Source organism: Pseudoxanthomonas sp. 22568 (assembly GCF_052044485.1).
GTDB lineage: Bacteria > Pseudomonadota > Gammaproteobacteria > Xanthomonadales > Xanthomonadaceae > Pseudoxanthomonas_A > Pseudoxanthomonas_A beigongshangi.
On the sequence record NZ_JBQENC010000011.1, the window covers coordinates 140,148 to 153,782 of the forward strand.

At 69.2% G+C, this 13,635-nt stretch carries 13 protein-coding genes (1 of these 13 cut by a window edge); 6 read left to right on the forward strand and 7 right to left on the reverse strand.

Annotation, left to right across the window (positions count from 1 at the left end):
* Window positions 1–103: 103 nt before the first annotated feature.
* The 3 genes from ACTJI2_RS14805 to radC form a co-directional block, all read right to left on the reverse strand.
* Window positions 104–937, reverse strand: a complete 834-nt coding sequence (locus ACTJI2_RS14805) for an SPOR domain-containing protein (RefSeq protein WP_440842569.1) — start codon at window positions 935–937, stop codon at window positions 104–106.
* A gap of 15 nt (window positions 938–952) precedes the next feature.
* Entirely contained in the window at window positions 953–2,641 is a 1,689-nt protein-coding gene (gene argS / locus ACTJI2_RS14810; protein WP_440842570.1) for an arginine--tRNA ligase, read from the reverse strand.
* 108 nt (window positions 2,642–2,749) lie between these two features.
* Entirely contained in the window at window positions 2,750–3,424 is a 675-nt protein-coding gene (gene radC, locus ACTJI2_RS14815) for a RadC family protein (RefSeq protein ID WP_183639586.1), read from the reverse strand.
* Window positions 3,425–3,518: 94 nt separating this feature from the next.
* Between radC and coaBC the strand changes: the two genes are divergently transcribed.
* From coaBC to ACTJI2_RS14830, 3 genes are read left to right on the forward strand one after another with little or no spacing between them, the layout of a single operon-like run.
* Window positions 3,519–4,739, forward strand: a complete 1,221-nt coding sequence (coaBC, locus tag ACTJI2_RS14820) for a bifunctional phosphopantothenoylcysteine decarboxylase/phosphopantothenate--cysteine ligase CoaBC (RefSeq protein ID WP_440842571.1) — start codon at window positions 3,519–3,521, stop codon at window positions 4,737–4,739.
* On the forward strand, window positions 4,736–5,206 hold the full coding sequence (gene dut, locus ACTJI2_RS14825; RefSeq protein WP_141455139.1) for a dUTP diphosphatase: 471 nt from the start codon (window positions 4,736–4,738) through the stop codon (window positions 5,204–5,206). Before coaBC ends, dut begins: the two co-directional genes overlap by 4 nt.
* Window positions 5,207–5,222: 16 nt before the next feature.
* Entirely contained in the window at window positions 5,223–7,553 is a 2,331-nt protein-coding gene (locus ACTJI2_RS14830) for a phosphomannomutase/phosphoglucomutase (RefSeq protein WP_440842572.1), read from the forward strand.
* Window positions 7,554–7,611: 58 nt separating this feature from the next.
* On the opposite strand, the gene ACTJI2_RS14835 is transcribed toward ACTJI2_RS14830, so the two are convergent.
* Both ACTJI2_RS14835 and pyrE read right to left on the reverse strand, forming a co-directional pair.
* Window positions 7,612–8,304 (reverse strand): hypothetical protein, encoded by a 693-nt coding sequence (locus ACTJI2_RS14835; protein ID WP_440842573.1) that lies wholly within the window; start codon window positions 8,302–8,304, stop codon window positions 7,612–7,614.
* Between the two features lie 19 nt (window positions 8,305–8,323).
* Window positions 8,324–9,001: an orotate phosphoribosyltransferase gene (gene pyrE, locus ACTJI2_RS14840; protein ID WP_440842574.1), complete on the reverse strand. Its 678-nt coding sequence runs from the start codon at window positions 8,999–9,001 to the stop codon at window positions 8,324–8,326.
* Between the two features lie 112 nt (window positions 9,002–9,113).
* On the opposite strand from pyrE, the gene ACTJI2_RS14845 reads away from it, so the two are divergent.
* Genes ACTJI2_RS14845 through ACTJI2_RS14855 form a run of 3 tightly spaced genes read left to right on the forward strand, consistent with a single transcriptional unit; the run spans window position 9,114 to window position 11,478 of the window.
* On the forward strand, window positions 9,114–9,887 hold the full coding sequence (locus tag ACTJI2_RS14845; RefSeq protein WP_141455142.1) for an exodeoxyribonuclease III: 774 nt from the start codon (window positions 9,114–9,116) through the stop codon (window positions 9,885–9,887).
* Window positions 9,884–11,200, forward strand: a complete 1,317-nt coding sequence (locus ACTJI2_RS14850) for an AmpG family muropeptide MFS transporter (protein WP_183639581.1) — start codon at window positions 9,884–9,886, stop codon at window positions 11,198–11,200. Before ACTJI2_RS14845 ends, ACTJI2_RS14850 begins: the two co-directional genes overlap by 4 nt.
* A 50-nt stretch (window positions 11,201–11,250) precedes the next feature.
* Complete coding sequence (locus ACTJI2_RS14855; RefSeq protein ID WP_183639580.1) at window positions 11,251–11,478, forward strand: hypothetical protein; 228 nt, start codon at window positions 11,251–11,253, stop codon at window positions 11,476–11,478.
* A 6-nt stretch (window positions 11,479–11,484) separates the two neighbouring features.
* Here ACTJI2_RS14855 and ACTJI2_RS14860 read toward each other — a convergent pair whose 3' ends face one another.
* Window positions 11,485–12,630, reverse strand: a complete 1,146-nt coding sequence (locus ACTJI2_RS14860; RefSeq protein ID WP_440842575.1) for an anhydro-N-acetylmuramic acid kinase — start codon at window positions 12,628–12,630, stop codon at window positions 11,485–11,487.
* A gap of 91 nt (window positions 12,631–12,721) precedes the next feature.
* Window positions 12,722–13,635: the 3' portion of a peptidoglycan DD-metalloendopeptidase family protein gene (locus ACTJI2_RS14865; RefSeq protein WP_440842576.1), read on the reverse strand. It continues 544 nt past the right edge of the window; 914 of the gene's 1,458 nt are visible here — the last part of the coding sequence; the start codon falls outside the window, past its right edge; its stop codon occupies window positions 12,722–12,724.

Below are 13,635 nucleotides of genomic sequence, written 5' to 3' on the forward strand. Positions count from 1 at the left end.
GGGATACAAACAAAAGCCCGCCACGCGGGCTGCGCGTGGCGGGCGGATATCGAAACGGGATGCGGCATGCGGACTCCTCGGCGCTCGCGGGAGTCCGGCGCGATCACTGGGCCTTGATGGCCATCGCGGGCAGGCCGCCGCTGGCCAGCTTCTGCTTGGCCTCGGCCAGTTCGCTGGCGGTGCCGTAGGGTCCCATGCGCACGCGGTAGACGGTCTTGCCGCCGATCTGCGCGGATTCGACCCGTGCGCTCAGGCCCAGCAGGGCGATCTTGGCCTTGGTGGCCTCGGCGTCGCCGGACGCGCCGAATGCGCCGGCCTGCAGGATGTAGCGCGCGCTGGTGTCCGCGTCGGCGACCGTGCGCGGTTGCGCGGGCTTGCTCGTCGGCGCGGTGGCCGGACTGGAGGTCGTGGCGGCGGCGGTCGCCGGTGCCTCGTCGATCGGGCGCGGCAGCGTCGCCGGCGTGGTGCCGGTGGCGGGAGTGGTGGTGGCGGGCGTTGCCGCCGCTGCGGCAGCCGCGGCCTTTTCCTCGCGTGCCTTGCGCGCGGCTTCCTCGCGCGCGCTGGCGGCCAGCTCGGCGTCGGACATCTGCACTTCCTTGCCCGGCAGCAGGGTGTAGAAGTCGTACTGCGGTTCCTTGGCTGGCGCCTGCGCGTTGGCATCGCCATTCGCCGCCTGCGCCGCGCCGGACGCGGCGCCGCCCGAGTTGCCCGCCGATTCGGGCACCACTGCCTCGACATCGGCCGAAGCCACCGGTGCCGGCTGCGCGTCGGGATTCGGCTGCGGCCGGAAGAAGCCGTCGCCATCCTTCTTCATCAGGCCGGGCGCGATGAAGTAGATCGCCAGACCGATGAGCAGGCCGAGCAGCAGCCACACCCAGGCCGGGGTGGCGTGGCTGGAATTACGGGTGGCCTGACTCTTGCCGCGACGTGCCGCCATTCAAAAAATCTCCGGTTACATTTTTTCGGGCGCGCTCACGCCCAACAGATCCATGCCGTTGGCCAGCGCCTGCCGCACGGCCGAGGCCAGCGCCAGGCGCGCGTCGCGCGCATCGGCGTCCTCGACCAGCACCGGCGTGCCGCCGTACCACGTGTGGAAAGCATAGGCCAACTCGCGCAGGTATTGCGCGATGGCATGCGGCTCCAGCGTCTCGCCGGCGTTTTCCACCACTTCCGGATAGCGCGACAGTTCCACCATCAGCGCGAGCGACAGTTCGTCGTCCAGCCGGGCCAGTTGCGCCATGCCGTTGGCCTGGTCGTAGGCGTAGCCCTTTTCGGCCGCCTGGCGATGCAGGCTGCACACGCGGGCATGCGCGTACTGCACGTAGAACACCGGATTGTCGTTGCTCTGCTGGCGCGCCAGATCGATGTCGAAGGTGAGCTGGGAGTCGGGCTTGCGGGCGATCAGGAACCAGCGCACGGCGTCGGCGCTGGTTTCCTCGATCAGATCGCGCAGGGTGACATAACCGCCTGCGCGTTTGCCCAGCTTCACTTCCTCGCCGCCGCGCATCACCGTGACCATCTGGTGCAGCACGTACTCGGGATAGCCGGCGGGAATGCCCTCATTCAGTGCCTGCAGGCCGGCGCGCACGCGCGCCAGCGAACCATGGTGGTCGGCGCCCAGCTCGGTGATCGCGCGGCTGTAGCCACGCTGCCACTTGCTCAGGTGGTAGGCCACGTCCGGCACGAAGTAGGTGTAGGTGCCATCGGATTTGCGCATCACCCGGTCCTTGTCGTCGCCGAAGTCGGTGGACTTCAGCCACAGGGCGCCGCCTTCCTCGTAGGTATGGCCGGAGGCGACCAGCTTGTCGACGGTCTCCTCGACCTTGCGGTCGGCGTACAGCGAGCTTTCCAGGAAGTACACATCGAACGACACGCCGAACGCGGCCAGGTCCAGGTTCTGCTCGCGGCGCAGGTAGGCCACGGCGAACTGGCGGATGGCCTCCAGGTTGTCGGGATCCTTGCTGCCGATCACCACGTGGTCTTCGAACTCGACGCTGTCGCCCGCCAGATAGGCCTGCGCGACATCACCGATGTAGTCGCCGCGATAACCATCCTCCGGCCAGCCTTCGCTGTCCGGGGTCAGGCCCTTCGCGCGCGCCTGGGTGGACTTGGCCAGGTTGTCGATCTGCACGCCGGCGTCGTTGTAGTAGAACTCGCGGCGGGTGTTCCAGCCGTTGGCGGCCAGCACCCGGGCGATGCAGTCGCCGATGGCGCCGGCGCGGCCGTGGCCGACATGCAGCGGACCAGTCGGGTTGGCCGAGACGTATTCCACGCCCACCACGCGGCCGGCGCCACTCTGGTTGCGGCCGTAGGCGGGACCCTGCTGCAGGGCGGTGGCGACCTCGCGCTGGTAGGCGGCGGTGGTCAGGTGGAAGTTGATGAAGCCGGGGCCGGCAATCTCCACTTTCGCCACGTCGTCGCTGGCCGGCAGGGCGGCCACCAGCGCGGCGGCGATGGCGCGCGGATTGCTGCGCGCGGCCTTGGCCAGCAGCATCGCGGCGTTGGTGGCAAAGTCCCCGTGTTCGCGGGTCTTGGGTCGCTCGACCACGAAATCCGGCGTGGCGGTGTCGGCCGGCAGGGTGCCGGCCTGGCGCAGGGCATCGATGCCCTGGGCGATCAAGGCGCGTAGGGAGGCTTTCACGGAGGGTCTGCGGATGTTGCGGGACCGGGCATTTTACGCGGAACCGGCAGGAGCGTCCGGCGGGGCCTGAACGGCGCGGCGCGGAGGACGCGATCCCGCCGGGGCCGGTCACAGCCAGCCGCGCTCCGCCAGCGAGGTCGGCGGACCGTCCCCGACCACGAAATGGTCAAGCAGGCGGATGTCCATCAGCGACAGCGCGTCCCGCAGCCGCAGGGTGATCAGGCGGTCGGCCTCGGAGGGCGCGCTGTTCCCGGACGGATGGTTGTGGCCGACGATCACGGCCGCGGCATTGTGCGCCAAGGCCCGCCGGACCACCTCGCGCGGATGCACCTCGGCGCTATCGAGGGTGCCGCGGAACAGCTCCTCGAACGCTAGCGCGCGGTGGCGCACATCCAGGAACAGCGCCGCGAACACCTCGTGATCGTGCGCGCGCAGGCGCTGGCTGAAGTAGCGGCCGGCGATGGTCGGGTCGGTCAGCTGCTCGCCGCGCTCCAGATCCGCGGCCAGGTGGCGGCGACCGATTTCCAGCGCGCCGGCCATCCGGCTGGCGCGGGCCGGCCCCAGCCCCGGCAGGGCGACCAGTTCCCTGGGCGGACGGTCGAGCAGCCGTCGCAGTGGCCCGTGGTTCGAGAGCAGGTCGCGGGCGGTGGCGACCGCGTCGCGCCCGCGCAGGCCGGAACCGAGGAACAGCGCCAGCAGTTCGGCGTCGGAGAGCGCGGCGGGGCCGCGGGTGAAGAGCTTTTCACGGGGCCGTTCGTGGATGGGCCAGTCTCGGATGTGCATATGGTCAAGATGCCCGGTCCGCCGCCACGCCGCCATCAGGCGGGAGGGGACCATCGGGTAAGCTAATCCCCTGTTCGTCTGTAGGAAACCCGACGTGACCGGAAGTCTCGAGCCACGGCCGCTGCAGGGCCAGCGCCTGCTGGTGTGTGTGGGCGGCGGCATCGCCGCGTACAAGTCGCTGGAACTGGTGCGACGGCTGCGCGACGCCGGCGCCGATGTGCAGGTCGCCATGACCGAAGGCGCCCAGCAGTTCGTCACTGCGCTGAGCTTCCAGGCCCTGTCCGGCCGTCCGGTCCGGACCAGCCTGTGGGACAGCGCCGCCGAAGCGGCCATGGGCCATATCGAACTCGCGCGCTGGGCCGATCGCATCCTGATCGCCCCGGCCACCGCCGACCTGCTGGCGCGGCTGACCCACGGATTCGCCAACGACTTGGTCACCACCCTGTGCCTGGCGACCACCGCGCCGATCACGGTCGCGCCCGCCATGAACCACCGGATGTGGCAGCACCCGGCCACGGTGGCCAATCTGGCGGTGCTGCGCGCGCGCGGCGTGCAGATCATCGGGCCGGAAGACGGCCCGCTGGCCGAAGGCGAATCCGGCCCCGGCCGGTTGAGCGAGCCGGAGGACATCGTCGCCGCGCTGGCCGCCGGCCACGCGCCGGCCGTGCGGGACCTGGCCGGCGTGCGCGTCGTCGTCAGCGCCGGCCCGACCTACGAGGATCTGGATCCGGTCCGTTACCTGGGAAATCGCAGTAGCGGCAAGATGGGTTTCGCGGTGGCGGCCAGCGCGGCGCGGCGCGGCGCCGAGGTGGTGCTGGTGGCCGGTCCGGTCCATCTGCCGACCCCGGCCGGGGTCACCCGCATCGACGTGCGTTCGGCCGCGCAGATGCGCCAGGCCGTGTTCGGCGCGTTGCCGGCCGACATCTACATCGGCGCGGCGGCGGTCGCCGACTACACCCCGCGGGTGGCGGTGCCGAACAAGATCAAGAAGACCGGCGAAACCCTCAGCCTGGATCTGGTGCGCACGCCCGACATCCTGGCCGAGGTCGCGGCCCAGACCCAGGCGCTGAAGCTGGTGGTCGGGTTCGCCGCCGAGACCGAGAACGTCGAGCACTACGCGCGCGGCAAGCTGCAGGCCAAGCGCCTGGACATGATCGTCGCCAACCGGGTCGGCATCGCCGAAGGCGGTTTCGAAAGCGATCAGAACGCGCTGGTCGCCTACTGGAAGGATGGCGAGCGCGATTTCGGTTCGGCGCCGAAGACCCGGCTGGCCGATGCCCTGATGGATCTGATCGTGGAGCGACTGAACGCATGAGCCCGGCTGGCACGCAATCCGTGGAACTGAAACTGCTGGACCCCCGGTTCGGCGACGAATGGCCGTTGCCTGCGTATGCGACCGAGGCCAGCGCCGGCGTCGACCTGCGCGCGGCGCTCGACGCCACCCTCACCCTGCAGCCCGGCGACGCCGCGCTGGTGCCCAGCGGCCTGTCCGTGCACCTGGCCGATCCGCAGCTGTGCGCGGTGGTGTTGCCGCGCTCCGGGCTGGGCCACCGGCATGGCATCGTGCTGGGCAACGGCACCGGCTTGATCGACGCCGATTACCAGGGGCCGCTGCTGATCAGTGTCTGGAACCGCGGCCACGAGGCCTTCACCATCCAGCCCGGCGACCGCATCGCCCAGTTGGTGGTGCTGCCCATCGTGCGCGTAAGCTTCCAGGTGGTGGACGCATTCGCCGACAGCGCCCGGGGAGCAGGCGGTTTCGGCCATACCGGATTGCGCTGAGAGGGGACGGGCGCGAATGAGCAGATCGAGCGAAGCTGGACGTCGGTTGCCGCTGGGCGACCTTTCGCGGGCACTGCCCGGGTTGGCCGTGCTCGGCCTCCTGCTGGCCGGATGGCTGGGCTGGAGCGGCGTGCGCCAGTGGCGCGACGCCGATCGGGGCGAAGCACTGGAACAGGCCCGCGATGCTGGCGTGGCCGCGCTGGAATCCGCTTACCGGGACCAGATCGCGCAATTGACCCGGCGCATGGCCGACGACGCGGTGAAGGCCGCGCTGGCCGGCAGCGATCCTGCCGCGACCGCGCAGGCCATCCGGCAGGGTTGGGCGGAGGCCGAGCACGTGGAGATCCTGCCGCGCGATCTGGCCCAGGCCTACGCCGATCCGGTCGCATTCGGTTACAGCCGGCTGGCCTTGCTGGAAGCGGCGCAACAAGGGCAGGCGGTGGTCGCGCGGGTGGTTCGGGATCAGGGCAAGGCGGCACTCGGGCTGGCCGTCGATACGGCGCAGGGCGTGGTCTACGCACGCCTGCCGCTGTCCCGGCTGACCGCCGGCTTCGAAGCCGTGGCGATGCCGCCGGGCACCTACCTGGCGCTGCGCCAGGGCAACTTCAACGTCGTCCAGCGCGGCAGCGCGAATCTGGCCGACGAGGCCGAAGTGATGGCGCATGCCGTGGGCAAGACCGGCCTGCGCGTGGCCGCGGCGCAACCGGACAGTGAATCCGGCCCGTTCGGGCTGGGCCCCCTGGGCAGTTCGATTGGCGCCGTGCTGGCGGCCGCGTTGGCGGTACTGGCCTGGCTGGCGGCCCGTGGCGGCCTGAAGATTCCCGCCCTGCGCCGCGGCGAGGCGGTCGTGGCCGATGCCGACGAGCCCACGCTGGGCCAGGCATTGGAGCGCGATCCGCTGCCGCCGGTCGCCAGGCCGACGAATTCCCCCCCACAGACAGGCAGCATGAGCAGAGAACGAATTCCGGTGGACGTCGATCCCGGCATCTTCCGCGCGTACGACATCCGCGGCATCGTCGGCAAAACCCTCAACGTGGAGGTCGCCGAGTGCATCGGCCAGGCCATCGGCAGCGTGATGCAGGAGCAGGACCTGACCGACATCGTGGTCGGGCGCGACGGCCGCCTGTCCGGGCCGGAATTGGTGGGCGGGCTGATTGCCGGCCTGCGCCGCGCCGGGCGCAACGTCATCGACATCGGCATGGTGCCCACGCCGGTGGCCTATTTCGGCGCCTACCAGTTGCGTGCAGGCAGCTGCGTGGCGGTGACCGGCAGCCACAATCCGCCGGACTACAACGGATTCAAGATCGTGGTGGGTGGTGAAACCCTTTCCGGCACCACCATCACCGATCTGTACGAGCGCATCCGCGATGGCCGGCTGCACGAAGCCGCCACCCCGGGCGACTTGCAGGAACGCGACATCGCCGCCGACTACATCCAGCGGATCGCCGACGACGTGCAACTGGAGCGTCCGCTGAAGGTGGTGCTGGACGCCGGTAACGGCGTGGCCGGCGACATCGCGCCGCGCCTGCTGGAATCCATCGGCGCGGATGTCATTCCGCTGTACTGCGAAGTGGATGGCACGTTCCCCAACCACCACCCCGATCCGAGCGAACCCCACAACCTGGAAGACCTGATCCAGATGGTGAAGCGTTTCGACGCCGACCTGGGCCTGGCCTTCGACGGCGACGGTGATCGCCTCGGCGTGGTGACCAGGGAAGGCGCCGTGATCTTCCCCGACCGGTTGCTGATGCTGTTCGCCGCCGACGTGCTGGAACGCAATCCCGGCGCGATGATCATCTACGACGTCAAATGCACCGGAAAGCTGCAGCCCTGGATCCTGCGCAACGGCGGCACGCCGCTGATGTGGAAGACCGGGCATTCGCTGATCAAGGCCAAGATGCGCGAAACCGGCGCCGAACTGGCGGGCGAGATGAGCGGCCACTTCTTCTTCCAGGAACGCTGGTACGGCTTCGATGACGGCCTGTACTCGGCCGCGCGCCTGCTGGAAATCCTGGCGCTGCGCGAGGACACGCCGTCGGAAGTCCTGTCGGCGCTGCCGGACGGCATCGCCACCCCGGAGATCAAGGTGCCGGTGGAAGCGGAAACACCGCATGCGGTGGTCGAGCGTTTCGTCGAGACGGCGCGCTTCGACGGTGCCCGCGTGGCGACCATCGACGGCCTGCGGGCGGACTGGGACGACGGCTGGGGCCTGCTGCGCGCCTCCAACACCACGCCCATCCTGGTGTTGCGTTTCGAAGCTGACAACGAGGCGGCGCTCGCGCGCATCAAGGACGTGTTCCGTGCCCACCTGGCGCTGGTGGCACCGGATCTGACGGCGACCTTCTAGTCCCGATCACGGGGTTCCGCGCGACAACGGCAGGCCGCGCCGGAGCGCGGCGGCGCCCTCAGGCGCCGGGCGGTGCGGCGGCCGGCGAAGACCCGGTCGCTGGCGTCGCCGACGCCGGATTGGGTCCCTTCATTTCGCGGTAGCGCTGCATGATCTCGGCGATTTCCACGTCCAGCTCCGCGCGCTGGCGTTCGAAACTGGCCTGCAGCTGGCGCTGGCGCATCAGATCCGCATGCCGGCTGCGGATGTTGGCGGTGGTCTCGGCCGCTACCGTCTGTCCGGCCAGTTCCCGGTCGCCGGCAACCTGCAGCAGGCTGACCAGGCCTTCGCGCAGGCTGACCACGTTGTAGCGCGCGGTCTTGATGTTGTTGTCGACGATGGCGATGCGCTCGTTGAACACCCGGCGCAGCTCTTCCTCGCTGCGATAGGACAACAGCATCGCCTGCTCGGTACGGCGGCGGGTTTCCTGCGCCGCTTCGTCCAGTTGCGCCTGGATCTTCGCCGCCTCCGCCTGCGCGCGCTCCTCCTCGGTCAGCGCCCGGTCCACTTCGGCGGTGCGCAGGCCGCTCGCGGCGTTGATTTCCTCGCGCGCGCGCGTCACCGCCTCGGCCGGCAGGGCATCGCTGCACACGCGCTGGCCGTTCTCGTTCCAGCAATAGAGTTTCTTGGTGGCCGGCTTGTCCTGCGCGCTGGCCAGCGCCATCGAGACCAGGCCCACCGGCAATGCCAGCCAGAAAATGGAACTCCGCATGTGCAGCCCCCTGCTGCCGTCAGTCCGACGAACCGCTGCCATAGCGCGCCCGGTAGGCGAGCAGGTCTTCGCGGTGATGGACAAGTTCCGCGCTTTCCCCGGCGAAATCAAGCAGATCGTGCAGGTTGGCCACGGCCACCACCGGCACGCCGGTTTCGGCGGCGACCGCCTGGGCGGCCGACAGCCGCGCGCTGCCCTGTCCGTCGCCGGGTTCGGTCAGCACCTCCTGCCGATCCAGCGCCACCACGATCCCGGCCGGGCGGCCGCCGCCGGCGCGGATCAGGCCGAGCGCCTCGCGGATGGCGGTTCCAGCGGTGATGACGTCGTCCACGATGAGCACGTTGCGGCCATCCAGCGGCGCGCCGATCAGCAGGCCGCCTTCACCGTGGTCCTTGGCTTCCTTGCGGTTGAAGGCCAGCGGCACGTCGCGGCCGCGATGCGCATACTCGCAGCCCACCGCGGTCGCCAGCGGAATGCCCTTGTAGGCGGGGCCGAACAGCAGATCGAACTGCAGGCCGGCGGCGTCCACCGCGTCGGCGTAGCAGGCCGCCAGCTCGGCCAGGCGGGCGCCGCTGTCGAAGCGGCCGGCGTTGAAGAAGTAGGGACTGAGCCGGCCGGACTTGAGGGTGAACTCGCCGAAGCGCAGGGCCTGCGCGTGCAGGGCGAGCTGGAGGAAGCGGGCGCGGTGATCGGACATGGCGGTGCATTCGGCGGGCGAGGGGTGGAAGCATAGCGGTTCCGTGCCACCGGCCTCCACGCATGCGGTACGCTCTTGCGACCCCTTTCCCGTTCCGCGGACCGTTTTTCACATGCGCATCATCAGTTTCAACGCCAACGGCCTGCGTTCGGCCGCCAACAAGGGTTTCTTCGAGTGGTTCGGCCAGCAGGACGCCGACGTGCTTTGCGTGCAGGAAACCAAGGCGCAGGAGCACCAGCTCAGCGGCCCGGCCTTCCTGCCGGAGGGCTACAAGGCCTGGTTCCGCGACGCCACCACCAAGAAGGGCTACAGCGGCGTGGCGATCTACAGCCGGCGCGAACCCGACGAAGTGCGCACCGCGCTGGGCTGGGACGAGTTCGACGAGGAAGGCCGCTACCTGGAAGCGCGCTACGGAAACCTCAGCGTGGTGTCCTTCTACATTCCGTCCGGTTCTTCCGGCGAACTGCGGCAGGGCTTCAAGTTCAGGGTGATGGACTGGCTGGCGCCAATCCTGGACGAATGGCGCCGCAGCGGGCGCGACTACGTGCTGTGCGGCGACTGGAACATCGTGCGCACCCGCCTGGACATCAAGAACTGGACCAGCAACCAGAAGAACTCCGGTTGCCTGCCCGCCGAACGTGATTGGCTCAACGGCATGTGCGTGGACGAGGGCGGCTGGGTCGATGCCTATCGCAGCCTGCACCCGGAAGGCCAGGACTACACCTGGTGGAGCAATCGCGGCGGCGCGCGCGCCAACAACGTCGGATGGCGCATCGACTATCAGTTCGTCACTCCGTCGCTGCGTGACCGCCTGCAGCGCTGCGCGATCTATCGCGACAGCTGGTTCTCCGACCACGCGCCGTTCACGGTGGACTACGCCGGATGAGCGTGCCCGCGGCGGCCAAGGCGCCGGTGTCCTACAAGGGCTGGTCCGGCATCCGGCGCGCATTCGCCACGCCGGCCGCCTTCACCATGCTGCTGCTCGGCTTCGGCAGCGGCCTGCCGTTCCTGCTGATCGCGTCGGCGACGCTCAGCACCCGCCTGCGCGACGTGGGACTGGATCTGGGCAGCATCGGCCTGATCAGCCTCGCCAGCTTTTTCTACCTGCTCAAGTTCGTATGGGCGCCGCTGGTGGATCGCTACACCTTTCCGTTGACCGCGTTTCTCGGGCGCCGGCGTTCGTGGCTGCTGGTGGCGCAGTTGGGTGTGGCGGCGGGATTGTTCGCATTGGCGTTCACCCGCCCCGAACTCGGCGTCGGCGCGCTGGTGGGATGGGTGCTGTTCGCGTCGCTTGCCGGCGCGACCCAGGATTCGGTCGTCGACGCCTACCGCATCGAGATCGCGCCGGCCGAGGCGCAGGCCGCGCTCGCCGCCACCTACACGCTGGGCTACCGGGTTGGCCTGATCCTGGCCGGCGCCGGCGCGCTCTACATCGCCGAATTCAGCGGCTGGAAGAACGCCTACCTGGCGATGACCGCGCTGATGCTGCTACCGATCCTGGCCACGCTGTTCAGTCGCGAACCCGACGCGCCCGAAGCGGCCGTGAGCCGGCGCATCGATTTCATCGGCGCGTTCTGGCAGCCCTTCGTCAGCTTCTTCCAGACCAATGGCCTGATGCTGGGCGTGGTGCTGCTGCTGTTCGTGGGCCTGTTCAAGTTTCCCGACCAGGTGATCGGGGTGATGGCCGGGCCGTTCTACCTGGACTCCGGCTACAGCAAGTCCGACATCGCCACGGTCTCCAAGTTGTACGGGGTATGGACCGGCATCGCCGGCGCCTTCCTCGGCGGCGTGTGTGTGGCCGCTTTCGGCTTCCGCCGGATGCTGGCGATCGCGGCCATCGCGGTGGCCTGTTCCAACATCGCCTTCCTGCTGATGGCCCAGCACCCCTCCGAAATCTGGGCGTTCTACGCCGCCATCACCGCCGACAACCTCTCGCAGGGCTTCGCCGGCACCGTGCTGGTGGCGTTCATGTCATCGCTGACCAACCGCAATTTCACCGCCACCCAGTACGCGTTGCTGGTCTCGCTGGCGAACCTGCCGGGCAAGTTCATCGGCGGCGTGTCCGGCTACGTCGTCGAGGCCACGTCCTACAGCGCCTTTTTCCTGATGAGCGCGCTCACGGTCATCCCGACGCTGCTGCTGCTGGCCTGGTTGTGGAAGCATATCCGTGAGAATGAAGGTGGCGGCACGTCATCCTGATCAGCCGCAGGGCTGATCGGGGACGCGCGGGACAGGCAAGGGGGACCGAGATGACCGACATCGTGCTGAAGGACATCGATCCGCTGCTGAGCGAGCGGATCCGTCGGATTGCCCAGGCCCGTGGCTGGAACATGCACGACACCCTGTTCAACCTGATCGAGCAGGGTCTGTTCCACTGCGAGGCGGAAGTCCGCAGCGGTTTCGACGATGGTGAAGTGGACGCGCTGACCGCGGCGATCAACGCCCTGAAGGACGTCCCGGCCGGCAAGGGTTTCTGAGCCGGTTCAGGCCGGAAACACCGTCCCCAGCACCCGCGGTCCCCTGGCGCCGGTGACGGCGGGCAGATTGCCGGGCCGCCCGGCGAGGGTTTCCCGGGCCAACCAGGCGAAACCCATCGCCTCCACGAAATCCGGATCCAGCCCGTGAGCGGCGGTGGATTCGACGCTCACCTCCGGCATCCAGGCCGCCAGCCGCGCCATCAGGCGCGCGTTGTGCACGCCGCCGCCGCAGACCAGCACCCGTCGCGTGCCGGGCTGGTTGGCGCGCAGGGCATCGGCGACGGTGGCCGCGGTCAGTTCCAGCAGGGTGGCCTGCACGTCGGCGGGCGATGCCGGATGATCGCCCAATCGCGCCTCCAGCCAGGCCAGGTGGAACTGTTCGCGCCCGGTGCTCTTGGGCGGCGCCAGGGCGAACCAGGGCTCCTCGAGCAATCGCGCCAGCAGCGCTTCATTGGCCTGGCCACCCGCCGCGAACGCGCCACCCGCGTCGAACGCCGCGCCGGTATGGCGTTCGCACCAGGCGTCCATCAGTGCGTTGGCCGGGCCGGTGTCGAAACCGCGCACGGCGACCCCATCGCCGCTGCGCGGCAGCAGGGTGAAGTTGCCGATGCCGCCGAGGTTCAACACCGCGCGCTCCTCATCCGCGGAACCCAGCAGGGCGGCATGGAAGGCCGGCATCAACGGTGCGCCATGGCCGCCGGCGGCCACGTCGCGGCGGCGGAAGTCGGCCACCGTGTCGATACCGCTGCGTTCGGCGATCACGTTGCCGTCGCCGATCTGCCAGGTGAAGGGCGGATCGGCGTGCGGACGATGGCGGATGGTCTGGCCGTGCGAACCGATTGCGCGCACATCGCGGGCAGAAACGCCCGCTTCGCCGAGCAGGCGCAGGGCCGCGTCGGCAAAATGGATGCCGGTCAACGCATCCAACCGGCCCACCTCGTCCAGCGAAGGCGCATCGTCCCCCTGGCCGAGGGCGATCAACGCGGCGCGCGTGGCATCGTCCCAGCGATAGGTGCGGCCCAGCAGCAGTTCACAGCGCAGCGCGGAGGCAGGCTGATCGAAGCGCACCAGGGCGGCGTCGATGCCATCGGCGCTGGTACCGGAGATCAGGCCCAGGAACAGCGCCGGGGACGCCTCGTCGGCAGGGGACATTGCGGGTTTCCGTGACTATGCGCGCACGCGCCGGTACGCCGAAGACTACGCCATGGGACTCCCGCCTTCGCGGAAGTTCCGGTGCCGCGGCTCAGCCCTTCTTTGACTTGCCGGCCGGCTTCTTGGCGTCGGCGACCTGGGTTTCCTTGGCCGGCTCGGCCGGGGAAACGTCGGCGTAGATGATGTTCTCCACCGTGCGGATGCGCGCGAGCGCATTGGCGGTGTAGGTGCGGAAAGAAGCCAGTTGCGCGCCGGCCAGCGGTTCCGGCGGCGGCATCGTCACCGACAGCGGATTGCGGTGCACGCCATTGATACGGAATTCGTAGTGCAGGTGCGGACCGGTAGCCAAGCCGGTGGAACCGACATAGCCGATCACCGTGCCCTGCGCGACCCGTTGGCCGACCTTGATCTTGCCCAGCCGTGACATGTGGCCGTACAGCGTGGTGTGGCCACGGCCATGATCCAGGATCACCACCCGGCCATAACCGTTCTGCCAGCCGGCGAACTGCACGCGCGCATCACCGGCGGCCATGATCGGCGTGCCGGTCACCGCGGCATAGTCCACGCCCTTGTGCATGCGCATCGTGCCCAGCACCGGATGGCGGCGCGCACCGAACTTGGAACTCAGGCGCGCATACGGAATCGGCATGCGGATGAAGTTCTTCTTCAGCGGACGGCCCGCGGCGGTGAAGTATTCCGGCTTGCCGCCGGGACGGGAGAAACGGAAACCCGAATGCAGCTTGCCGTCCACGGTGAACGTCGCCGCCTGCACCGGCCCGGTGCTGATCAGCTCACCCTCGCGCCAGGTCTGCTCGACCACCACGCTGAAGCGATCCTCCGGACCGAGGTCGGAGTTGAAGTCGATGTCGTACTTGAAGATGTCGTCGGTCAGCGAGTTGACGTTGGCGGCGGTCAGGCCGGCCTTGCGCGCCGAGCGGTTGAGCGAACGGCCGACTTTGCCGCTGAGCACCACCGTGCGGGTGGTGGTCTCGCGTGCGACCACTT

Coding starts and splice junctions, on each gene's coding strand:
- ACTJI2_RS14805 (WP_440842569.1), bottom strand. CDS start 937: ATGGCGGCACGTCGCGGCAAGAGTCAGGCCACCCGTAATTCCAGCCAC.
- radC (WP_183639586.1), bottom strand. CDS start 3,424: ATGCACATCCGAGACTGGCCCATCCACGAACGGCCCCGTGAAAAGCTC.
- dut (WP_141455139.1), top strand. CDS start 4,736: ATGAGCCCGGCTGGCACGCAATCCGTGGAACTGAAACTGCTGGACCCC.
- ACTJI2_RS14830 (WP_440842572.1), top strand. CDS start 5,223: ATGAGCAGATCGAGCGAAGCTGGACGTCGGTTGCCGCTGGGCGACCTT.
- ACTJI2_RS14835 (WP_440842573.1), bottom strand. CDS start 8,304: ATGCGGAGTTCCATTTTCTGGCTGGCATTGCCGGTGGGCCTGGTCTCG.
- pyrE (WP_440842574.1), bottom strand. CDS start 9,001: ATGTCCGATCACCGCGCCCGCTTCCTCCAGCTCGCCCTGCACGCGCAG.
- ACTJI2_RS14845 (WP_141455142.1), top strand. CDS start 9,114: ATGCGCATCATCAGTTTCAACGCCAACGGCCTGCGTTCGGCCGCCAAC.
- ACTJI2_RS14850 (WP_183639581.1), top strand. CDS start 9,884: ATGAGCGTGCCCGCGGCGGCCAAGGCGCCGGTGTCCTACAAGGGCTGG.
- ACTJI2_RS14855 (WP_183639580.1), top strand. CDS start 11,251: ATGACCGACATCGTGCTGAAGGACATCGATCCGCTGCTGAGCGAGCGG.
- ACTJI2_RS14860 (WP_440842575.1), bottom strand. CDS start 12,630: ATGTCCCCTGCCGACGAGGCGTCCCCGGCGCTGTTCCTGGGCCTGATC.